This window comes from Sphingobacterium sp. lm-10 (assembly GCF_023554555.1).
In the GTDB taxonomy this organism is placed as follows: Bacteria; Bacteroidota; Bacteroidia; order Sphingobacteriales; family Sphingobacteriaceae; genus Sphingobacterium.
Map to the genome: position 1 here is coordinate 2,146,051 of NZ_JAMJWC010000001.1, position 21,731 is coordinate 2,167,781.

Annotated in this window: 21 protein-coding genes; 13 read left to right on the plus strand and 8 right to left on the minus strand. The window is 43.1% G+C overall.

All coding sequences use genetic code 11. The features are described 5' to 3' along the window. Positions 1–63: 63 nt before the first annotated feature. Entirely contained in the window at positions 64–765 is a 702-nt protein-coding gene (locus M8998_RS08725; RefSeq protein WP_249992436.1) for a YjjG family noncanonical pyrimidine nucleotidase, read from the plus strand. A gap of 84 nt (positions 766–849) precedes the next feature. Here M8998_RS08725 and M8998_RS08730 read toward each other — a convergent pair whose 3' ends face one another. From M8998_RS08730 to M8998_RS08740, 3 genes are all read right to left on the minus strand, one after another. After that, on the minus strand, positions 850–1,671 hold the full coding sequence (locus M8998_RS08730; RefSeq protein ID WP_249992185.1) for a 3-keto-disaccharide hydrolase: 822 nt from the start codon (positions 1,669–1,671) through the stop codon (positions 850–852). Between the two features lie 56 nt (positions 1,672–1,727). Next, positions 1,728–4,223 (minus strand): TonB-dependent receptor, encoded by a 2,496-nt coding sequence (locus M8998_RS08735; RefSeq protein ID WP_249992186.1) that lies wholly within the window; start codon positions 4,221–4,223, stop codon positions 1,728–1,730. A gap of 85 nt (positions 4,224–4,308) precedes the next feature. Further along, positions 4,309–4,590, minus strand: coding sequence for an ATP-dependent Clp protease adaptor ClpS (locus M8998_RS08740; protein WP_249992187.1), 282 nt, complete (start codon positions 4,588–4,590; stop codon positions 4,309–4,311). Between the two features lie 74 nt (positions 4,591–4,664). Between M8998_RS08740 and M8998_RS08745 the strand changes: the two genes are divergently transcribed. After that, on the plus strand, positions 4,665–5,711 hold the full coding sequence (locus M8998_RS08745; protein ID WP_249992188.1) for a 3-oxoacyl-ACP synthase III family protein: 1,047 nt from the start codon (positions 4,665–4,667) through the stop codon (positions 5,709–5,711). A 22-nt stretch (positions 5,712–5,733) separates the two neighbouring features. Here M8998_RS08745 and M8998_RS08750 read toward each other — a convergent pair whose 3' ends face one another. Next, on the minus strand, positions 5,734–7,389 hold the full coding sequence (locus tag M8998_RS08750) for a M56 family metallopeptidase (RefSeq protein ID WP_249992189.1): 1,656 nt from the start codon (positions 7,387–7,389) through the stop codon (positions 5,734–5,736). A 1-nt stretch (position 7,390) separates the two neighbouring features. Then, on the minus strand, positions 7,391–7,759 hold the full coding sequence (locus M8998_RS08755; protein WP_249992190.1) for a BlaI/MecI/CopY family transcriptional regulator: 369 nt from the start codon (positions 7,757–7,759) through the stop codon (positions 7,391–7,393). Positions 7,760–7,976: 217 nt separating this feature from the next. Between M8998_RS08755 and M8998_RS08760 the strand changes: the two genes are divergently transcribed. From M8998_RS08760 to M8998_RS08800, 9 genes are all read left to right on the plus strand, one after another. After that, entirely contained in the window at positions 7,977–9,266 is a 1,290-nt protein-coding gene (locus tag M8998_RS08760; protein ID WP_249992191.1) for a citrate synthase, read from the plus strand. A 59-nt stretch (positions 9,267–9,325) separates the two neighbouring features. Continuing rightward, the gene (locus M8998_RS08765; RefSeq protein ID WP_249992192.1) at positions 9,326–10,006 is read left to right on the plus strand and encodes an outer membrane beta-barrel protein; all 681 of its coding nucleotides are present in this window, start codon (positions 9,326–9,328) and stop codon (positions 10,004–10,006) included. Between the two features lie 10 nt (positions 10,007–10,016). Continuing rightward, entirely contained in the window at positions 10,017–11,657 is a 1,641-nt protein-coding gene (locus tag M8998_RS08770; protein WP_249992193.1) for an NAD+ synthase, read from the plus strand. 295 nt (positions 11,658–11,952) lie between these two features. Then, positions 11,953–13,359 (plus strand): NADP-dependent phosphogluconate dehydrogenase, encoded by a 1,407-nt coding sequence (gene gnd / locus M8998_RS08775; RefSeq protein WP_249992194.1) that lies wholly within the window; start codon positions 11,953–11,955, stop codon positions 13,357–13,359. A 25-nt stretch (positions 13,360–13,384) separates the two neighbouring features. After that, on the plus strand, positions 13,385–14,917 hold the full coding sequence (gene zwf, locus M8998_RS08780; RefSeq protein WP_249992195.1) for a glucose-6-phosphate dehydrogenase: 1,533 nt from the start codon (positions 13,385–13,387) through the stop codon (positions 14,915–14,917). After that, the gene (pgl, locus tag M8998_RS08785) at positions 14,910–15,647 is read left to right on the plus strand and encodes a 6-phosphogluconolactonase (RefSeq protein WP_249992196.1); all 738 of its coding nucleotides are present in this window, start codon (positions 14,910–14,912) and stop codon (positions 15,645–15,647) included. Before zwf ends, pgl begins: the two co-directional genes overlap by 8 nt. 283 nt (positions 15,648–15,930) lie before the next feature. Next, positions 15,931–16,482, plus strand: a complete 552-nt coding sequence (locus M8998_RS08790) for a DUF4136 domain-containing protein (RefSeq protein WP_249992197.1) — start codon at positions 15,931–15,933, stop codon at positions 16,480–16,482. Positions 16,483–16,658: 176 nt separating this feature from the next. Beyond that, positions 16,659–17,324 (plus strand): DNA alkylation repair protein, encoded by a 666-nt coding sequence (locus M8998_RS08795; protein ID WP_249992198.1) that lies wholly within the window; start codon positions 16,659–16,661, stop codon positions 17,322–17,324. A gap of 8 nt (positions 17,325–17,332) precedes the next feature. Further along, complete coding sequence (locus M8998_RS08800; protein ID WP_249992199.1) at positions 17,333–17,890, plus strand: DUF4256 domain-containing protein; 558 nt, start codon at positions 17,333–17,335, stop codon at positions 17,888–17,890. An 84-nt stretch (positions 17,891–17,974) separates the two neighbouring features. Here the strand turns inward: M8998_RS08800 and M8998_RS08805 are convergent, their stop codons facing one another. Genes M8998_RS08805 through M8998_RS08815 form a run of 3 tightly spaced genes read right to left on the minus strand, consistent with a single transcriptional unit; the run spans position 17,975 to position 20,517 of the window. Further along, positions 17,975–18,604 carry a 3-oxoacid CoA-transferase subunit B gene (locus M8998_RS08805; RefSeq protein ID WP_249992200.1) on the minus strand — a complete coding sequence of 210 codons (630 nt, stop codon included), beginning with the start codon at positions 18,602–18,604 and terminating at the stop codon, positions 17,975–17,977. Between the two features lies 1 nt (position 18,605). Then, positions 18,606–19,796, minus strand: coding sequence for an acetyl-CoA C-acyltransferase (locus M8998_RS08810; RefSeq protein ID WP_249992201.1), 1,191 nt, complete (start codon positions 19,794–19,796; stop codon positions 18,606–18,608). Between the two features lie 4 nt (positions 19,797–19,800). Beyond that, complete coding sequence (locus tag M8998_RS08815) at positions 19,801–20,517, minus strand: CoA transferase subunit A (protein ID WP_249992202.1); 717 nt, start codon at positions 20,515–20,517, stop codon at positions 19,801–19,803. 212 nt (positions 20,518–20,729) lie between these two features. Here M8998_RS08815 and M8998_RS08820 point away from each other — a divergent pair, with 212 nt between their 5' ends. Further along, positions 20,730–21,254 carry a hypothetical protein gene (locus tag M8998_RS08820; protein ID WP_249992203.1) on the plus strand — a complete coding sequence of 175 codons (525 nt, stop codon included), beginning with the start codon at positions 20,730–20,732 and terminating at the stop codon, positions 21,252–21,254. A 29-nt stretch (positions 21,255–21,283) separates the two neighbouring features. Continuing rightward, on the plus strand, positions 21,284–21,655 hold the full coding sequence (gene crcB / locus M8998_RS08825) for a fluoride efflux transporter CrcB (protein ID WP_249992204.1): 372 nt from the start codon (positions 21,284–21,286) through the stop codon (positions 21,653–21,655). The last annotated feature ends 76 nt before the right edge of the window (positions 21,656–21,731 follow it).

The window sequence follows — 21,731 nt, forward strand, 5'->3', positions numbered from 1 at the left end:
TTTATGACAGAAAGAACAGATAGCAACATCGTGCATTTTGCACGACTGATGTATCTTTGCACTATGTTTATGAATAAAAAAGACATCTTCTTTGATCTGGATCATACCATCTGGGATTTCGACCGCAACGCGACCGAGACTCTAGAAGAGCTGTATCTAAAATATAAATTCGAAGAACTGTGTGGACAGGCTACTCCCGATGCCTTTATCAGCGCTTACACCAGCAATAATCATCGACTTTGGGGTTTGTATCATCATCATAAAATTGATAAACCTACGCTACGACGATTACGATTTGAAGATACATTTACGCAGTTGGGTATAGATCCAAATTTGTTTCCATGGGATTTTGAGGAAGAATACCTCGCATCTTGCCCAAATAAAACACACTTGTTCCCGCACGCCCATGAAACACTAGCTTATTTAAAAGAGCGTTATACCCTGCACCTTATTTCTAACGGTTTTCAGGAAGCCTGCGAGCGTAAATTAGCTGGAAGTCAGCTATCGCGATATTTCGACACCATCACCATATCTGAAATAGTAGGGATTAATAAACCGGATTCACGAATTTTCGAACATGCTCTGCGAGAAGGAAATGCGAGCAAAAGCACTTCCATGATGATCGGCGACAATTTAGACGCCGATGTGCGCGGTGCGCAAAACTTCGGTATGGATGCTGTATTTTTCAATCCACTTGCAGCAGTTGTGCCTAATGATATTGTGCATAGTATCTCTGATTTGAAAGACCTACAAGCACTTCTTTAGTAAAGCGAAGAGCTAACTTATATCATAAAAGAGGCCTCTTCATTCTAGGATGAAGAGGCCTCTTTTATGATTTTTATCGGAGGATTACAATACTTTTACGGTAATGTTTCTCATCCATACTTTATCGCCATGGTCTTGGAAACCAACAACACCAGACTTAGTTTTACCGCCAACATTATTCAACAGATGAAATGCCAAAGGCCATTTCTCTTGACTAAATTTGCTCGCTTGCAGCATTTGTGTCCACTCTGGAGTCCATAATGAATATTCTACGACTTTTTCATCGTTCTGGTAATGCGTTACCTTACCTTTGTTTACCACAATTTTAGCTCTGTTCCACTGTTCGAACGGAAAACCATTTTGCGGTTTTGCAGGGATCATATCATACAACGAACCAGACTTTCTATTGCCGTCTACGCCCATTTTTGCATCTGGATGGTTTTCATTATCCAACAATTGATATTCTGGAGAAGAGATGTAAATGGGTTGTCCCTTTACTTCTTTCGCCAGGAAGAATGCACCAGAGTTACCTGATTTTGCCACTTTCCACTCAAATTCGAACTCGAAGTTCTTTAAGTCAGATGCGAAAATGATATCGCCACCTTCAGGATTTTGTACGCCATCAGGCTTTGGATTAAAATGTAAAGTACCATTGTCAATAGTCCATTTGCTTGGCACATGATCTTTTGCATACCCACGCCATCCTTCCAATGAGGCGCCATCAAAGATAACATGTGCGCCATCAGAATTTTTCTTGAACGACTTAATATTTACCATCGGCAAATCGAGTACCTCATACTCCGGCACATTTTCATTGCCTGTCATACTTTTCTTAGATGAACATGCCGAATGCGACATCATCATAACTACGGCTCCCAATACACCGAAAATCTTGGTCTTATTCATAGATTCTTAAAATTTTATTTAAAGTAAGGAAAGCGATCCGAAAAAGGAAATTAAACTTAAAACTCTCCACCACCCATATCACCAGTAGGCGCATCACTTCTTTTTTCATCTCGTTTAAAAAGATCCTGAATACCAAAACGATAAGTAAAGGTTAATGTCAACATACGACGGTTCCAACGGTTGGCCATACCAATGTAACGATCTGGCAAAAAGCTTTCCATTTCAAATCGACGGGAATTAAACACGTCTCGCACATTAAATAAGATACTCGCGCGATTACGTAGTATGTCTTTCTTTAACGCAAGATCCATCCCGTACATAGCCTTCATATTCCCCTGCGGACGCTCACGACCACTACGGTAATCACCCCGCGCCTGTAATGATAAGGTTGGCATAAACTTGACATTGGTCATCAAATTTCCATCCCAGTTTACCGTGTTTACACGATTTAACCCAACTCCTTCTATTGTAGGCGATATGCGATTATTAAAGATATTTACGTTGGCCGTGATATCCCACCAACTCGCCAGGTCTACTTTTGAGATCAACTCCAGACCGAGATCATTGGAGGTACCTACATTTTCCCAAAGGAAGTAAGACGCATTTTGAAACTCAATGGGTAAATCTGCCGTGGACGGATCAACCTGCAAAGGATTAATCATGTCGTTGGTACGACGGTAGAATAAAGTACTCACAAAGTTCCAACGATTATACGATTTGGAGTAGGCCATCTCAGCAGCATGAATATCCTCTGGCCGGAGGTTGGGGTTACCCTGACGTAAGTTCGATTCATCGGCGGCACTGATAAATGGATTTACCTGCCAGCCTCTTGGGCGCTGAACACGGCGAGAGTAACTCAGTTGAATTTTATCGCCCTGATTTCCGATTTCGTAGGTTAAGTAAGCACTCGGGAAGAGTCGCAGAAAATCGTAGCCACCATCTGTTGCGCGCTGATCGACTGGCGCAGCAGGATCTAGGTTATAGTAAGTGGAGGTTAGGTTCATTTGCTCCCCGCGTAAACCAAACTGTGCTCCCAATCTGGAAGTCAACATACGTTGGTAGTTTACATACAAAGCGTGTACTTCATTTTTCAAATCAAACTCGTTACTCAAAAAGTAATCAGGCAACAGATTTCCCGAACCATCTCGACTTACAAAAGAGTACTGCGCATCTTCTGATGTACGTATGATAGACCGATATCCGGTTTCAAATTTATGATTCTCTCCTAACGGCAATACATAATCCAATTGCATATTCCAGTTTCTACCCATCTCGCTAGTCTGGTTGTTTCGCAAGATATCGGCGCGCGATCCAGCAAATGTTTCGTTAAAGTCGTTCGTTCCCTCTTCTGTATCGTAACCAAAGGACACATTAGCAGTTAGCTCCTCCCCTTCCTTGCGTAGTCTTTGCCGAAAGTCGAATTGCAGATCTAAGCCCAGATCATCCTCAAATTGCTGGGAAATGCGATCACCGGTAGGGCCATTGCCCGGTACATTTCGGTACTCGTACATCAATGTTTGGCGACGATCATTTTCCCGCAGACTTAGATTACCTGCTAGACTTAGGGTCGTCTTTTCAGATAGAAAGTAGTCTGTTCCTAAGCGAAGTGTATGATTATTACCCGCCCGACGAGTGTCGTTAGTAGAAAATATCCGACGCGATGGATCTAGTATACCTGAGGTGTCGCGATAGATAATGTTTTCGTTGAACCCATCGCCACGATTTACGCGGCGGTTGAAGTTATAGTTTCCAAAATGATTGAATTTATCATTACGGTAGTTTAATGTTGCGCCTGCCATCGCGTTGCCAAAAGAGCCGCCAGATGCATTCACAGAGCCATTAAAACCAATCCGTGCATTCTTTTTCAGCACGATGTTTATAATACCAGACTGACCTTCCGCATCATATTTTGAAGAAGGATTAGTCATAATTTCCACCTTATCGATGACTTCCGCAGGTAGCGTTTGCAGGAGCGCCCCAATATCCGAACCGGCCATCGCAGACTCTTTGCCATCGATCAATATGCGTACATTGGATGATCCACGTAGGCTAACGGTACCTTCCTGATCTACCTGAAGTGTGGGCACGTTGGCTAGCAATTCACTTGCTGTACCGCCCGCACTAACTAAGGATTGAGATACATCAAAAATTTTCCGGTCAATACCAATTTGCATGTCGGGTGTTCTGGCGTTAACTACTACGTCTTCGATTACTCGATTTTCCGTTTGAAGGAAGATCGTATCTACAGTGAGTTGTCGACCTTGCGCTAGGGTGATATTTTCTTGCAGGTATTCGTCATACCCTACGTTAGTAACACGCAACGCATAGGTTGAAGCATCCAGGTTCTCCACCCGAAATTTTCCATCCTCCTGACTTTGTTGTCCACGTAAATACGCTTTAGTTGTTTGGGTGAGTATATTGATGCTTGCGCCAGACACAGGTTGTTTTGTTGCTGCATCGACAACAATGCCTTGTATTTGCGCCTTTTGTTGCGCTTGTAATAAGATCGGTAGAAGTAATAAGCTAGCGCCAAGAATTTTTTTCAAAAGCATGCGGATAAAGTTTCGTAAAGCAAATGTGAGGATTTGCTATCGAAACTAGGTACACGTAACCGTATTATTACCTTGCCGGATTCTGCTATTCTACGCTAACCGAAAGACCTTCAGACTTGAGAATTTTCCGATAGATTTCCATTTCGGTGTAGGAACCTTCTAGAACGGCACACTTCCCTTCTGTGTGAACTTTAAATGCAATCCTGGAGGCCTCTCCCTCGGAGTATTGCAAATGATGCATCATGCAATGGATAACATGATCGAAGGTATTGGTATCGTCGTTCCATAAGATTAGCCTATGCCCGTCTTTAGCCGCTGCTAAAATCTCTTCGAGTGTAAATGTTTCTGTTGCCGTCTCCGTGCCCATAGCAGCAAAAATAAGGTAAATTTTAGAAAATTGGCTACTTTTGTCGGGATTTCATTTGCAAGAAAAACACAAGTATGTATCAGTCAAAGATTGCAGGCATAGGGCATTACGTTCCAAAGAATATTTATAAAAACGAAGATTTGCTTCGGTTCATGGACACCAGTGATGCCTGGATTCAGGAGCGCACCGGCATTCAGGAGCGTCGCTATGCCGATCGCATCGGCGAGACAACTACCTCTATGGGGGTTGAGGCCAGCAAAATTGCTTTAGAGCGAGCAGGTATCACAGCCGCCGATGTAGACTTCATCATCTTTGCGACGTTGTCGCCAGATTATTACTTCCCCGGATGTGGTGTGTTATTGCAACGAGAAATGGGTATGGCTGAGATTGGCGCGTTGGACATCCGCAATCAATGTTCGGGTTTTGTCTATGCACTTTCAGTAGCAGATCAATTTATCAAAACTGGGATGTATAAAAACATTTTGGTTGTAGGGTCGGAGAAGCAATCGTTCGCGATGGATTTTTCGACGCGAAGCCGCCACGTATCCGTGATATTCGGAGATGGCGCTGGTGCCGTGGTGATGCAGCCAACTACAGAAATTGGAAAAGGAGTGTTGAGCACACACCTGCATTCCGATGGAGCGGAAGCAGAGAAGTTAGCCATGTATTACCCGGGAGCTTCGGCAGGCTTTGGTTTGGAAAACCCACCCGAATGGCCGGATCAGGAATTAGGTGGCATGTTGATGACCTCAAAAATGCTGGAAGATGGCACGGCATACCCAAACATGGATGGTCAAGCAGTCTTCAAAAAGGCGGTAGTAAAGTTTCCAGAAGTAATTCACGAGGCTCTGGCAAAAAACAACCTGAAAACTTCGGACATCGACCTGCTAATACCACATCAGGCAAACCTTCGTATCTCGCAATTTGTGCAGAAGACACTCGGCTTGCCTGATGAAAAAATCTACAGCAATATCCAACGTTATGGCAATACCACGGCCGCCTCCATCCCGATTGCGCTTTCAGAAGCGTGGCAGGAAGGGTTAATCAAAGAGGGCGATCTCGTATGCTTTGCAGCCTTTGGTGCTGGCTTTACGTGGGGATCGGCGTTGATCCGTTGGTAGTAGATGTGGTGATGTTCTAGGGTTATTTTTTGTTGTCGCTTTTTTCTGCCGCAACTTTAGCATTGGTCGTTATTTCAACAACACCGTTTGCTCCTTTTTCTCCATATTTATCTGTAGCAGTCTCGGCTTTCCATACATTCATAGACTCTATTGTATTCGGATCAAGTGTCTTTACATCAAACCCCTCTTTTTTAACCACTCCGTCAACTATAACTAACGGATGTTTGCCTGACTTTGTTGTATTCGCGACCCCCCTAATGATGATTTCAGACGGGCGATTATCTAATTTTTCCACCGGATGATCCAAATGATCGGCAAACTTCTTCGTGGTAATTAAAACCACGCCATTTTTTCCTTTTTCGCCATACAACGCTTCCGCGCTCTTATCTTTAAGCACTGATACCGACTCTATTTGATTCGGGTTTATTTTCGCCATTGAGTCTTCGTCCTGCGGTACTCCATCCACAATCATTAAAGGCTGTGGGCCACTTCTTTGTCTTTCTATCGCATTCTTATCGAACTTGTAATAGACTGTCGAACTATCTCCTTTCACACCCCTAACTACTACGCCTTTGACTTCGCCTTTTAAATCATTTTTCGTGGTGTCTCGGGACTGTGATTTAACAAGTCTTATCTCTTTTGGATTTTCACCGTCGGATACAAATACTGGATTAGTGGTATCTGCTTTTAAAGCTTCTAGAACCACTTCAGTGGTATCCGGTTTAATGGTATCCGATTCAATAGCATTTCTCTCCATAGAAACTTCGCTGATAGAGAGAGACATTTTCCCTTTTTCTACCACATCTTGAATATTGGCTTCTACCTGATTTATAGTAAAGGCAGCGGATGCCAGCACCAGAACGGGTATAAGCATGGCATATTTGCTCAACTCTATTTTGGAGGAGCGCTTTTTGTTCATCATCATAATTCTTTGTTTTAACATTTTAAAATTAAACTTATTAGTGATCGGGGTAGCTAATCCCGTTCTGTTAACATGCAATAGATTGTATTGGTAAGATTGCCGATCAATTCCTAAATCAAGCACCTGCTGATCGGTCAAAAATTCCAGGTTTTGGTGAATAGCCTTACGCATAAGATGCACGAGGGGATTGTACCAACAGATGATATGCACTAACTCTGTCAATAACACATCCAGCGAATGCAAACCATTGGTATGTACCAACTCGTGCTTAAAAATATGAGTAAGCTCTTGCTCATCATGCTGTTTGCGATACAGATAGATCTGGCGCAGAAAAGAGAATGGCGCGACTGGAAAGCGAACATTACGGTACGAAAAGGTATGCCATAATGCGGAAGAAGAATTCCAATGAATACGTAATACACTGGCGGATTGCATCAGCAAACGCAAAAAGAAGAAAGTAGCACCCGCCGCCATAAAGGCAAGAAACAAATTATTGACGCTATACAAATCGTCTTGAACCGGAGCTGGTTCATAAAAAGGCAAATAGTCCATTAATTCGCCAATCGGCTCTATATTTCGCACAAACCAACTTTTAATATCCAGAAAAGGATATATAAAACTAAAGAGCATACCGATAATGAAGTAACTGCGATTCAGATTGTAAAACGTAAGCCCTTTCAGTAATACCAAATAACCAAGGTAGACGATACTCAACAATACGTTTACCTGAAGAATATAGATTAATAGATTTTCCATGCTACGAGCTTTTATTGTTTTTGATCATATCCAAAATCTCTTCTAACTCCGCAGAAGACAAGCGTTCCTCTTTGATGAAAAAAGAAACCATATCCTTATAGGAATTATGAAAGTAGTCTCCCACAAAACTATTCATAAACTTCCCTTTATATTCCTGCGCTGAAATAAGCGGTTCGTAGCGTTTTGCATTACCCGATTTCACCGCTTTTACATAGCCTTTTTTTTCCAGGTTGCGAACGGTTGATGCTAACGTAGTGTAAGGCATTTCTTCTATAGACTGCAAATTAGCCAGGATGTCTCGGATAAATCCGCCTTCTGAATCCCATATTGCGCGCATCGCTTCTTCCTCTTGTATTGTCAGTTTTTCCATATCTGTATCAATCGATTAGACAATGTTACGAAAAGTTCGTAGAAACAAAAAACCTTTTTGAATTTTTTTACGAAAAAATCGTAGATGTGCCTTTTTTCGCTTTTCGCGAAGTTTGTGTACCTCATCATAAATGACGATTTCATGTTAATTTAATGCTTATCGACAGCCGAACTGTTTTTGATTTTTTATACATTTGTAGAAATCGAGTCAGAAAATTATGTCAGATAATAAAGCTTCAATAAACTTAAATGGGCAATCCTACGAGCTTCCCGTAATCGTGGGAACCGAAAATGAGAAAGCAATAGATATCTCCAAACTGCGAGATCAATCCGAATTCATCACATTAGACCCAGGTTATAAAAACACGGGCGCTACTAAAAGTGCAATCACGTATTTAGATGGTGAAAACGGTATATTACATTACCGCGGTTATCCAATTGAGCAACTCGCAGAAAAATGTTTATTTCTAGAAGTTGCCTATTTGTTAATATATGGCGAATTGCCAACTAAGCAGGAGTTAGAAAGCTTCCGCGCCGAGATCAAAGAGCAAACATTGATTCACGAAGACATGAAAAATTTCTTCGCAGGTTTCCCTTCGAAATCTCATCCAATGGGACAGCTATCTTGTCTAGTAGGAGCATTATCCGCCTTCTACCCAGAGTCATTGAATCCAAATGCGACGAAAGAGGAAGATAATAAAACCATTATCAACCTATTGGCAAAAATGCCTACGATCGTTTCTTGGATTCACAAAAAATCTATTGGCCATCCAATAGTATACCCTAAGAAAAACCTGAACTACGTAGAGAATTTCATGAACATGTTATTCTCCGATGTGACGGCAGAAAGTTCGTTCGACCCAGCTATCGTCAGTGCGATGCAAAAGCTACTGATCCTGCATGCGGATCACGAGCAGAACTGTTCTACATCGACCGTACGTATGGTAGGTTCTTCTAATGCAAACCTATATGCTTCTATTGCTTCTGGTATAAACGCCCTTTGGGGACCATTGCACGGCGGTGCAAACCAGGCAGTAATTGAAATGTTGGAAGCAATCAAGGATGATGGCGGAGATGCAGACAAATATTTAGCGAAAGCAAAAGACAAAAATGATCCTTTCCGTTTGATGGGCTTCGGACACCGTGTGTACAAAAACTTTGATCCACGAGCCAAGATCATCAAAAAAGCATGTGACGATATTTTAGAGAAGTTAGGTATTGATGATCCCGTTTTAGATATCGCTATCCGTTTGGAGGAAGCAGCTTTGAACGATCAGTACTTTATTGATCGTAAACTATATCCAAACGTAGATTTTTATTCAGGTATCATCTACCGTGCCCTGAACTTCAAGCCGGAGATGTTTACGGTATTATTTGCATTAGGCCGTTTACCGGGATGGATTGCACAGTGGAAAGAAATGCGCGAAAATAAAGAGCCTATTGGTCGCCCAAGACAAATTTATACTGGCGAAACGAAGAGAGACGTCGTAGAACTTGAAAAACGATAAATCGATATTAACAAGAAGAAAAGCACCTCGATAGGTGCTTTTCTTTTAAACAATAACTCATGCTTAGACTATCCCATCCACTTCTTCGAAAAAGTTCGAAGGCCGCAATATGTATTCTCGCTTTTATCTGCACGACATTAACTACACAAGCACAATACGGAGGGTATCCTTACGAGCGAAATATGCGGTTAGGATTGGTCATCAATCCTAATATCAGCTGGTTTAATTTTGATAATGCACAATACAGTGGCAACCCGGGGTATCGATTTGGTTACGGTCTATTAGCAGATTTTGGATTTGCCAGAAATTATTACTTCTCCACCGGATTGATCATTAATGATCTGAGAGCGCAGGAAATGCACCAGGTTGAAAGTGGTGATATTATTTCCACTGTAAACAACACCGTAAGCCTGAAATATGCCGAAGTACCCCTTACGATTAAACTGAAGACCGAAGAAAGAAACTTTGGTCGGATATACGGTCAGTTTGGCGTGACAGCGGGTGTGCGGGTGTCGGCCAGAGAAAGAAGAGAACTGCCTGATGCAGACTTCCAATCACTTTCTGGCACTGATTTAGTCCGGTTAGGATTACAGATCGGCACAGGAGTGGAATGGAATTTGGGAGGAAATCTTGGATTGCTGACGGGCGCCTCGTACAATAATGGCTTTACTCGTGCTATCCGAAACGGTGGTGAGCCCAAGATATCGTACGTAGCACTCCAGATCGGTCTATTATTTTAACATACTACACATGAAAATCGCATTAGCTCAACTCAACTATCATATTGGAGACTTTGAAACGGATACGGCAAAGATTATCGAGTCCATTCAAAAAGCCAAAAAGCATGGCGTTGAACTGATTATCTTCGCGGAACTCGCTATTGGCGGCTATCCGGCAAAGGATTTACTGCGAAATCAGACCTATCTAAATAATTGCGAAAAAGCCTTGCACGAAATTGCAGGTGCATGTTGTGATATTGCGTGCGTTATTGGTGCACCGATCCGAAATCATTCGAAAGGAAAGCACCTTTTCAATGCAGCGCTGGTCATCGAGCATGGCGAGATCAAGCATACTGTCAAGAAAACGTATCTTCCGGATTACGATGTTTTTGATGAATATCGCTATTTCGAACCGAATAAGGATGTTCATTGTGTCATGGTAGGCGACACAAAAATTGCACTTACTATCTGTGAAGATTTGTGGGACAATGGTGTAGACAACACCTATATGGGCGACATTATTCAGGATTTGGCTTTAGAGAAACCGGATTTGATTATTAATATCGCTGCATCTCCCTTTTCCTACACCCATCATCAAACGCGTTTAGACATTATGAGACGCGCTGTGTTGAGAACACATGCACCACTAATCTATCTGAATCAGCTGGGAGCGCACGCAGATATTATCTTCGATGGAAGATCGTTTGTGTTGGACAAGAATGGTGATGTCGTAATGGTAATGCATGCCTTTGAAGAAGATTTTGCAGAGTTAACCTTAGATAAGGATATTTTTCATCTAAAAGGCGATCGAGAAAAGTATCAACCAGGATCGGAAATAGCCCAGATCCATGATGCACTGGTCTTTGGTATAAAAGAATATTTCACTAAATCAGGATTCAAAAAAGCAGTGTTGGGTCTATCCGGAGGATTGGACTCCGCAATTGTAGCTGCTTTGGCTTGCGAAGCGTTGGGAGCAGATAATGTATTGGCAATATTGCTTCCTTCCAAATATTCCTCTGATCATTCGTTGAAAGATGCCTTAGATTTAGTATCCAATACCGGATGCAGTCATCAGATTGTGCCCATACATAGCATGGTTGATGCGTATGATGAAGCCTTAGGCGATCTTTTCAGTGGCTTAAAACCCGATATTGCCGAAGAAAATATACAGGCGCGCATTCGTGCCACCGTATTGATGGCCACAGCTAATAAATTTGGTCATATCTTGCTCAACACTTCCAATAAAAGTGAAGCATCTGTAGGCTATGGTACCTTGTATGGTGATATGGCGGGTGCCATCAGCGTTATAGGTGATGTATACAAAACGCAAGCGTATCAGCTAGCCGAACACATCAATCGCCATCATGAAATCATTCCGACCAACACGATCGTGAAACCGCCTTCGGCGGAGTTAAGGCCTGATCAAAAAGACTCCGACTCCCTACCCGATTATGAGCTTTTAGACAGTATTCTGTATCAATTCATAGAACAGGAGAAATCCGGCCAAGAGGTGATACAACTGGGCTTCGAAGAAGAAATGGTCAAGCGTGTTGCTAAGTTGCTCAACGGAGCAGAATTCAAGCGTTTCCAGGCACCACCTATTCTACGGGTAAGTCCAAAAGCATTTGGTCCCGGTCGGGCTATTCCTTTAGTTGCTAAATATCCGGCATAACCAAACCTTGCTGACAGTGCTACATTTTAAAGCTGTTAGCAATGTTTAGTGCACAATAGCTGCGTTTGGCACCTATTTGGGTTACATTTTAAGGGCTGTTATTTATTGAATACAGCCCACTACATACACTAAGCATATCCTAACTCCGTTAATCGCAAGTCATTTCAACAGATTAACCATCTGTTTTTTAGGAAAAATTTTATCTTTGAAACCACGTTTGCTTTTGTGTACGCCTGAGTGGGCATTAGGCACAAAATGAGAAACATATATCCTCATCAAAAACAGAACATAGTTTATGGAATCATACGATTTTGGTATAGTAGGCCTTGGAGTAATGGGAAGAAACCTGTTGCTGAACATGGCCGATCATTCTTTTGCCGTGGCTGGCTTAGACTTAGACGCCGAGAAGGCAGCTTCTCTACAAGCTGAAGCTGCAGCAGAACACCAAATCAAAGCCACCACCGATGCGGCTACATTCGTAGCTGCTATTCGCAAGCCACGAGCCATCATGTTATTAGTTCCTGCAGGCAAGCCTGTTGATAGCGTGATCGACAGTCTGCTACCGCACTTGGAAGAAGGCGACATCTTGGTTGATGGCGGAAACTCTTACTTTCCGGATACCGAAAGACGCTATACATACCTTTCGGAAAAGAATATCCATTTCTTTGGAATGGGAATCTCTGGCGGAGAGAAAGGTGCCCGATTCGGACCGAGCATGATGCCTGGCGGAGATAAGGTAGCTTATGAACGTTTGCGCCCCATCTTCGAAGCCATCTCCGCAAAAGTGAACGACGATCCCTGCGTAGCCTATCTAGGTAGTGGCTCTGCCGGCAATTATGTAAAAATGGTGCACAATGGTATCGAGTATGGCATTATGCAATTACTGGCAGAAGTGTATGACTTGATGAAACGTGGAGCAGGTATTGCAGATGAAACAATTCAGCAGACTTTTACACAGTGGAACGAAACTGAGCTGCAATCCTTTCTGGTCGAGATTACAGGCCAGATCCTTAAACAAAAAGACGAAGACGGCACCCCACTCATCCATGCAATCTCCGATTGGGCAAAATCTAAAGGTACTGGAAAATGGACCTCCCAAAATGCGATGGATTTGCAAGTGCCTGTGCCGGTCATTGATGCCGCGGTAAACATGCGTGACATCTCTAAATACAAGCCAGAACGTATCGAAGCAGCTAAGCAATTACCTTGGGAAGCTTCTTCCTCTTCCGATGTTGCAGAAGATCAGTTATTGAAGCAATTGAAAGATGCGTTTCATTTTGCCATGCTCATCACCTACGCGCAAGGATTAGCACAGCTTACAGTGGCATCAGACACCTACAACTACGGGTTGGAGTTGGAAACAGTCACTAAAATCTGGCGCGGTGGGTGTATTATTCGTGCGGCAGCTTTAGAAGATTTCAGACAGGCATATCAACGCGATCCGGCATTACGCAACATCTTGTTAGACCCAAAAATTGGAGAACAATTATTAGCGTTACAGCACAATTTTCGCTCGGTGATTGGCTTCGCCGTGGCGAAAGGTATTCCGATTGCTGGGCTGATGAATGCTTTGGTCTATTTTGACGCATACCGTTCGGCCAACTTACCGACGAACCTGATACAAGCACAACGCGATTATTTTGGAGCGCACACCTACGAACGTATTGATCAGGAAGGCACCTTCCATACACAATGGGGCTAACGCTACCTGTTTTATCCGTCTACACATGAAAACTAGCAAAAAAGCGAAACCAGCGATTATCGTCATATTTGGAGGGACTGGCGATCTGGCTAAGCGGAAATTAATTCCCGCTTTCTATAATCTTTTTATAGACAACTGGATGCCAGAGAAGTTTGCGATCATTGGCTTAGGAAGAACACCCCTTGATAATGATGCATACCGCGAGCATTTGAAGGAAGGTCTCACCTCCTTTTCACGGACGGGTGCGCCCGAAGCAGATAAATGGGCCGTATTCAACCCAAATGTGACTTACTTCCAGTCCAATATTGACACGCCGGAATCTTATCATAGCCTGGCTACGCAGCTGGATGCTTTGGATGCCGAATGGGGCGAGCGGGCAAACCGCTTGTTTTATCTGTCGGTTGCGCCGCGCTTCATTGGTGCTGCCACTTTAAACATCAATGCTGCTGGCTTGGCCAACATGCCTGAGCAAGATCGTATCGTGATCGAAAAGCCATTTGGCTACAACAAAAAAACAGCGGTAGAATTAAATCAACTGCTCACGCAAACTTTCCAGGAACATCAAATCTATCGAATTGACCACTATCTGGGCAAGGAAACGGTACAGAATATTCTCGCATTTCGTTTTGGTAATGCGCTCTTCGAGCCATTATGGAACCGTAACTACATTGACTCCGTACAAATCACGGTTGCAGAACAAGTAGGTGTAGAAAATCGGGGCGAATACTATGAAGGCGCGGGTGCACTCCGAGATATGATTCAAAACCATCTGCTGCAGATTCTTTGTATGGTTGCGATGGAAGCACCAGCCTCTTTCAAAGCAGAAGAAATCCGTAACCGCAAGGTAGACGTACTACGTGCGATCCGTCGTATCAAACCTGATGAAGTATCTCGTTATGCGGTGCGCGGGCAATACCACGAAGGTTGGATGCAAGGCAAAAAAGTGCCCGGTTATCGCGAAGAACTGGGTGTAAACCCGCAATCCAATACGGAAACTTATGCTGCTATCAAGTTCTATCTGGATAATTGGCGCTGGCAGGGAGTACCTTTCTACCTGCGCACCGGCAAACGCATGCAGGAGAAACATTCGTCTATTACCATACAATTTAAGCCGGTGCCGCATTCTACTTTTTCTAATGGACAAGCAGATAACCTGATGCCAAATCGGTTAACCATCAATATACAACCACAGATGGACATCCGCCTGCGGTTTATGACCAAGAAGCCTGGCTTGAGCATGAGCTTGAATCCTTCAGAGATGATCTTCGACTACGACACGTGCTCCACGCAATCTCCAGAAGCTTATGAAACGTTGCTATTAGATGCCTTGAATGGTGATGCAACACTATTTATGCGCTCCGATCAGGTGGATGAAGCTTGGGACGTAATCACGCCAATACAAGAAGCTTGGGAAAGTCGCGATTCTCTGGATTTTCCTAATTACGCTTCTGGCACCTGGGGGCCAGAAACAGCAGAAGTGTTGGTCGCACAACAAGGACATGTGTGGGCGATCAATGCCTTACACAAACCAAAATCAAAAGAAGAAAACTGTGATTAAGATATATCCACAACCATCCGATATTCATCCTATAGCTGCCGATCTTTTTGTCGCAGCAGCAAAAAAAGCGATAGCAGAAAAAGGAAGCTTTACCGTGGCGCTTACTGGCGGATCTTCGCCAGTGGAGCTTTACAAACTTCTGGCTACGCCAACTTATATCGATCAGTTAGACTGGACCAAAGTTTTCGTGTTTTGGGGCGACGAACGTTGGGTACCACTTTCCGACTCCTTAAGCAATGCCAAGATGGCTTTCGAAACATTGCTGCATCAGGTTCCGCTACCGGAAGATCATATCTTCCCAATGTACGACATAGATCGCTCTCCAAAAGAATTTGCAGCCATCTACGAGCAGCAGTTGCGTGACGTACTTGGCGCTGAAGGACAATTTGATTTGATCCTACTAGGCATGGGCGACGATGGTCATACAGCATCTTTATTCCCCCATACGGAAGTACTACAGGAGAAAACCAAATGGGTGGATGCCTATTATCTTACTCCGCAGCAGATGCATCGTATTACGCTGACGGCTCCTTTGATTAACAAAGCAAAACAAATTATCGTCATTACCTTTGGTGAAAAAAAAGCACCGGCATTGCGCGAGGTGTTGGAGGGCGCACGTAACCCAGAAGAATATCCTTCTCAATTACTAAGCCCTACAGCGGGAGATGTATTGTTTCTGGTAGATCAGGCGGCAGCCTCTAGACTTTCAAGCTCTGTCACTTCTCAGTAGCAGGTGTATAAAGCTTAAGATAAGCCGTTCGATAATTACATGCCAACAAGCCTAACAAACTATTTATCTCATAGTCTGTTAGGCTTTTTAATGAATTGGGATACGAGAAAACAGCTAAATCTACTAAAGAGGTGGATTCAAGTTTTACCCTTCCCACTTATGCGCTAATAATTTACGGCATAACTATTAAACCTTTTGTACCCTAATTTGTCAAATAGCACAGATAAACACTTGTTAGCATATAGAAGTCATGAAAAGATATTTACTTCACATTAGCCTTTTATTGGCGGTCACGTTATTATTTTCAGCGTGCCGGACCAATAAATTCAACACCACGAAGGTGATGAATAAAGATTTTTCACAGTTCCGTACTTACGGCTGGTTGGAACCAATTGATTCTTTATCAAAAGATTATTTTTCTAACGACATCGCTCGCGAGAATATCATGATCGCCGCAAATACTGAAATCGAAAAGCTGGGTCTTACCTATTCTAAAGAGAATCCAGATATTCTATTTCGTTATATAGCCATTGTCAATAATAAAAGTCGTCTAATATGGTCTAATCCAGGTTGGGGCGGCGGCTGGGGAATGGGTCCCTGGGGTTGGGGCGGCGGCTGGGGCTGGGGCATGGGCTGGGGAGGCGGCTGGTCACAACCAGTTGGTCGCGAAGGCTATCGCTATGCTCACATCATCGTCGAGGCAGTAGATCGCCAGGCTGATGCAGTTGTGTGGCAAGCACGTGGATCCAGAGAAGTTCGTAACCCGGAACGTGCCATCAATAGATTGCCAGAAATTGTCCATGGAATATTTAAACAATATCCTGCGCGTCGATAATATATATTTTATTCATGCAAGTGACGCACAAATTTAAATTTTGCGTTTCCATAGAAAAGGGGCAAGCACTAAATACTTGCCCCTTTTCTATGGAAAAAATATTCATAAAATATCTGTAATTTCGTTTGCTATGCTATTTTATTAGCACAGCAAAATCTGTAAAATGCAACAGGTCTATGCAAGAGTTATTACATTCATTAGAATCGCTGCGCAACGAAACCACCTATGCGCACAACACCAAATACGGCGCTACAAAGCAGTATGGAGTGAAACTGGGGGATATTCGTAAAATTGCAAATTCTGTTAGAAAAGATAATGCTACAGCCCTGCTACTATGGAATACCGGCATCGCCGAAGCACAACTACTAGGTACTTTGATCTCCAAACCCAAAGAATTCACGGAAGATGAACTGGATAATATGGTTCAGACGATTCATTTTTCGCAAGTGGCTGATTGGTTCCAAGCTTATATACTGAAAGATCGTACCGATAAATTATCCTTGTACAAACGCTGGATTGAATATGAAAACACGTGGGCACAACGGGCTGCCTGGAGCTTGTTATCTGGATTTCTGACCAGAAAAGAATATGATTTTGATCTCGATAAAATCCTGGCAGATATTTCCGACATGCTTCCTACAGCTGTTCCTGAAGTGCAGTGGACTATGAATGGCACCTTGGCTCAGATTGGTATCCACTACCCTACACTCAGACAACGTGCAATAAACTTGGGTGAAAATATGGGGCTATACCGAGATTATCCCGTTTCCAAAGGGTGTACCTCGCCATTTGCCCCGATCTGGATAGAAGAGATGGTTAAAAGAAATGCTAAAGATTCCTAATTCTCATCATGAAAACAGTAACGAAAGAGCAGAAAGAACACTTGTTAGAAAGTCTCGAAAAACGATTTAAGGCAAATGAAGTAAGACATGCTACTATTTCCTGGAAAGATGTGTTAATACGTTTGGAGAAGGCGACCGAAAAAGCAATCTATGCTTTATTCACCATGGAAGAAAGCGAAGGTGAACCAGATGTCATCGGTATCGATTTAAAAACCAAAGCTTTTATCTTTTGCGATTGTGCTGCCGAAAGTCCAAAAGGCAGGCGCAGTCTCTGTTACGATCAAGAGGCGTTGGAATCCCGAAAACAAAATAAACCTGCTGATAACGTGGTAGAAGTAGCGCGCGGCATGGGAGTTGAAATCTTAGACGAGGAAGCGTACCGCCAACTCCAGCGAGTCGGTAAGTTTGATACAAAAACTTCCAGCTGGCTCCGCACACCTGCTGAAGTGCGCGATCTGGGAGGGGCCTTATTTGGAGATTATCGTTTTGGTCGCGTATTTGTCTATCACAATGGTGCAGAATCGTATTACGCGGCCCGTGGCTTTCGAGGATTAATTCACATATAAAAGAGGGAAAGCATATGCTTTCCCTCTTTTATATGTGAATTCGTTTGGATAGCAAAAACCATTCTACCTATCCAATGCATTTAATTACTCAATCAGCTTTCCTTTTGTACTGGTGCGCACTTGTTCTAGCGTTACTCCTTCGTGCAGTTCTACAATCTTAAAGCCACCTTCGGGTACTACATCAAAAACGCCCAACTCTGTCACAATCTTTTTGACGCAACGCAAACCGGTTAACGGAAGCGAGCAAGAAGGAAGCAGTTTGGATTCACCTTGGCGGTTAACGTGCTGCATAGCTACAATAATATTTTGAGCGCTCGCCACCAAATCCATCGCACCACCCATCCCTTTCACCATCTTTCCAGGAATTTTCCAGTTGGCAATGTCGCCATATTCAGATACCTCCATTGCACCGAGAATGGTCAAATCGACCTTGCGGGAGCGAATCATGCCAAAGCTCATCGCGGAGTCAAAGAAAGCGGAACCCGGCAAGGTTGTGATCGTTTGCTTACCGGCATTGATATAATCAGCATCTTCCTCTCCTTCGAAGGGGAATGGCCCCATACCTAGCAGTCCATTTTCACTTTGCAATACCACATCAATCTCATCAGGTATATAATTAGCGACTAACGTCGGTATTCCTATTCCCAAATTCACGTAATAGCCATCCTTTACCTCTTTGGCAATCCGTTTTGCAATTCCATATTTATCCAGCATATTATTTGCATTTTTTGATGATCATCGCACTCGCACCTCCACCGCCATTACAGATCGCAGCAAGGCCGTAAGTGCCCCCTTCTTGATGTAGCACATTACTCAATGTGACCAGTATACGTGCACCGCTGCAACCTAGTGGATGTCCTAGCGCAACTGCACCGCCGTATACATTGATCCGTTCGGTAGATAACCCCAATATTTTCGAATTGGCCAATGCAACGACAGAAAAAGCTTCATTGAACTCGAAGTAATCAATATCTTCCTTGGTTAGATTCGCTTTTTTAAGCACCTTCTCCGTTGCAATGCTTGGTGTTGTGGTAAACCACTCTGGATCTTGTTCTGCATCTGCATAAGCAATCACTTCTGCAATAGGCTGTAGTCCGAGTTCTTTTACTTTCTCTTCACTCGCCAATACCAATGCAGCAGCACCATCGCTCAGTGTGGAAGCATTTGCCGCCGTAATCGTTCCCTCCTTATTAAATGATGGTCTGAGTTGTGGAATTTTATCAATATTGACCTGGCGGAATTCTTCATCTTCCGAAATAATGGTATCTCCCCTTCTTCCGGGCACTGTTATTTCCACTACTTCCGATGAAAACTTCCCTCCGTCCCACGCCTGTTTGCTGCGTTGGTAAGAAGAAATTGCATATTCATCTTGTTGCTCCCGACTAAAAGCATACTTAGCTGCGCACGATTCGCCACAATTGCCCATAGCCTGCTCGGAATAAGCGTCTGTCAGTCCATCTTTTTGCAAACCATCTACTAAGTTTTGGTGTCCATATTTAGCACCCCAACGTGCTGAGGCATCATAGTAGGGCACTTGGCTCATACTTTCCATTCCGCCAGCAATGACGATGTCGGCATCTCCCAATAAAATTTGCTGTACACCAAGAGATACCGCTTTCATACCACTTGCACATACTTTATTAATAGTCGTAGCAGGTACATGGTCTGGAAGCCCCGCCTTCCGGGATGCCTGGCGTGCTGGTGCTTGACCTAGATTAGCCGACAATACATTTCCCATCAGAATCTCATCTACCTGATCTGGAGCCACACCACTCTGCTTTAATGCCGCATCAATGGCTTTTGCCCCTAATTCGGGCGCTGCTAGTGATGATAGCCCACCGCCAAAGCCACCAATCGGTGTACGCTTAGCCGCTACGATAAATACTTTTTTTGTTGTGTTCTGCATGCTATTAATTTTCTTTTGTGCTGTATGTACGTTGTTCTATTCGCTTTTCATAACGTTCCCCCTGAAAAATTCGGCTAATGTAAATACCTGGGGTATGAATGTAATTCGGATCTAATTCTCCCGGCTCTACCAACTCCTCTACCTCTGCGATAGTGATCTTACCGCACAGCGCCATAGCGTGATTAAAATTGTTCGCCGTACCTCTAAAAACAAGGTTCCCCATACGATCACCTTTCCAAGCCTTCACGAAAGCAAAGTCTGGCTCAAAGGCGTACTCCATTAAGTAATCTTTTTCTACCCCGTGAAAGGTAAACCGTCGTACTTCCTTACCTTCGGCTACTTCTGTACCCACTCCAGTGGGTGTATAAATAACGGGCATACCATAGCCGGCGGCCATTAGACGTGTAGCCAGTGTGCCTTGCGGTACTAACTCTACTTCAAGCTCACCACTCAACATCTGCCTTTCAAACTCCGCATTTTCACCCACGTAGGAAGCGATCATTTTTTTAATTTGTTTACGTTGTAGTAGAAGGCCAAGTCCAAAGTCATCAACCCCTGCATTGTTACTAATACAGGTTAAATCCTTTACATTGCTTTCAATTAATGCTTGTATTAAATTTTCTGGAATTCCGCAAAGGCCAAAACCTCCGACGGCAATGGTCATACCCGATTGTACATCATGTATGGCCTCAAGCGCGCTTGACACCGTTTTATCTGTCATAAAGTTTATAATTTTTGAGTTAAAACCCTTAATAAAGGTATGAAAAGAGGACCTCTTTATAAACAGAAATCTTGTTTATGTTCAATATTATGACTAAAATTGACTTTATCATACATAAAAACATCAAAAAGTTTTATCGAATTATGTCTAAAGCCTTTCTTACTACAGCCCTTCTTTTTTGCGTTTTCTTTTCGTTTGGACAAAATAGACCAATGTTACCTTATGCATTAAAAGGTGCTATAGATTCTCAGTTTTATTTTATCAACACCTTGTCGCGTAATCAGGATGCTGACACTAAATTAATTCGAAAAACAAACTTAGAGATCCTGCGTAAAAACACTTCTGATACGATCAATCGTTTAAAACAGGAAATAACCAACCTTAATGAGGCTAGTTCTTCCTCCGTATCGACGACGCAAAGCTTACGGGATTCGGTTAGCACCTTAGAAAGCGACTTACGTGTGGAACGTGATCGTACGGATAGCATCTCATTTTTGGGCATAGATTTTCAAAAAAGCACGTATCACACCATGGTGTGGGTCATGATCTTTGTATTTGCCATTGCATTCATCGCCAGCTTCTTTGCCTACAAAAAATCTAAAATAGATACGGTAGAGCATCAGAAAACTGCCAATGAATTACAAGATGAATTGCAATCATTCAAAAAGAAATCGATGGAGAAAGAGCAATTGCTTAAAAGACAATTACTCGATGAGCAACTTAAAAGAAACTCTTAGTCTGTCTACAAGCAGATAACTGAAACATTATGTGGCGAACTTTGCTACTTATAGGTATTGGCGGAGGTGCAGGAAGCATCCTCCGCTTTCTTATTTCTCTCGGAGTAGGCCGTTATCTTTCCTCTCCATTTCCTTGGGGTACATTTGCCGTTAATGTTATCGGTTCTTTTTTCGCAGGAATCATCTTGTCTACATTCAATCATCATCAGGCAGATTCTCCCGAGTGGCGTCTATTTTTGATGACTGGTTTTTGTGGCGGATTTACTACTTTTTCTGCCTTCACAGCCGAAAACTTGGCCCTTCTGCAATCCGGCCAAATACTAATGGCTATCATTTACGTTCTTAGCAGCGTCTTAATAAGTCTTCTCGCGATATGGATTGGTTTTGCTTGCACATCGTAACCTAACAGTCCGTGTATTAGCCATTTTTCACGCAGCAGCCTCAAAGTACTATTTTCTTTTTTTATGTTTTGGTTTT

What these genes read in the sequence shown, in the direction of transcription:
- M8998_RS08725 (WP_249992436.1), top strand. Translation starts at nt 64, where the DNA reads ATGTTTATGAATAAAAAAGACATCTTCTTTGATCTGGATCATACCATC.
- M8998_RS08730 (WP_249992185.1), bottom strand. Translation starts at nt 1,671, where the DNA reads ATGAATAAGACCAAGATTTTCGGTGTATTGGGAGCCGTAGTTATGATG.
- M8998_RS08735 (WP_249992186.1), bottom strand. Translation starts at nt 4,223, where the DNA reads ATGCTTTTGAAAAAAATTCTTGGCGCTAGCTTATTACTTCTACCGATC.
- M8998_RS08740 (WP_249992187.1), bottom strand. Translation starts at nt 4,590, where the DNA reads ATGGGCACGGAGACGGCAACAGAAACATTTACACTCGAAGAGATTTTA.
- M8998_RS08745 (WP_249992188.1), top strand. Translation starts at nt 4,665, where the DNA reads ATGTATCAGTCAAAGATTGCAGGCATAGGGCATTACGTTCCAAAGAAT.
- M8998_RS08750 (WP_249992189.1), bottom strand. Translation starts at nt 7,389, where the DNA reads ATGGAAAATCTATTAATCTATATTCTTCAGGTAAACGTATTGTTGAGT.
- M8998_RS08755 (WP_249992190.1), bottom strand. Translation starts at nt 7,759, where the DNA reads ATGGAAAAACTGACAATACAAGAGGAAGAAGCGATGCGCGCAATATGG.
- M8998_RS08760 (WP_249992191.1), top strand. Translation starts at nt 7,977, where the DNA reads ATGTCAGATAATAAAGCTTCAATAAACTTAAATGGGCAATCCTACGAG.
- M8998_RS08765 (WP_249992192.1), top strand. Translation starts at nt 9,326, where the DNA reads ATGCTTAGACTATCCCATCCACTTCTTCGAAAAAGTTCGAAGGCCGCA.
- M8998_RS08770 (WP_249992193.1), top strand. Translation starts at nt 10,017, where the DNA reads ATGAAAATCGCATTAGCTCAACTCAACTATCATATTGGAGACTTTGAA.
- gnd (WP_249992194.1), top strand. Translation starts at nt 11,953, where the DNA reads ATGGAATCATACGATTTTGGTATAGTAGGCCTTGGAGTAATGGGAAGA.
- zwf (WP_249992195.1), top strand. Translation starts at nt 13,385, where the DNA reads ATGAAAACTAGCAAAAAAGCGAAACCAGCGATTATCGTCATATTTGGA.
- M8998_RS08795 (WP_249992198.1), top strand. Translation starts at nt 16,659, where the DNA reads ATGCAAGAGTTATTACATTCATTAGAATCGCTGCGCAACGAAACCACC.
- M8998_RS08800 (WP_249992199.1), top strand. Translation starts at nt 17,333, where the DNA reads ATGAAAACAGTAACGAAAGAGCAGAAAGAACACTTGTTAGAAAGTCTC.
- M8998_RS08805 (WP_249992200.1), bottom strand. Translation starts at nt 18,604, where the DNA reads ATGCTGGATAAATATGGAATTGCAAAACGGATTGCCAAAGAGGTAAAG.
- M8998_RS08810 (WP_249992201.1), bottom strand. Translation starts at nt 19,796, where the DNA reads ATGCAGAACACAACAAAAAAAGTATTTATCGTAGCGGCTAAGCGTACA.
- M8998_RS08815 (WP_249992202.1), bottom strand. Translation starts at nt 20,517, where the DNA reads ATGACAGATAAAACGGTGTCAAGCGCGCTTGAGGCCATACATGATGTA.
- M8998_RS08820 (WP_249992203.1), top strand. Translation starts at nt 20,730, where the DNA reads ATGTTACCTTATGCATTAAAAGGTGCTATAGATTCTCAGTTTTATTTT.
- crcB (WP_249992204.1), top strand. Translation starts at nt 21,284, where the DNA reads ATGTGGCGAACTTTGCTACTTATAGGTATTGGCGGAGGTGCAGGAAGC.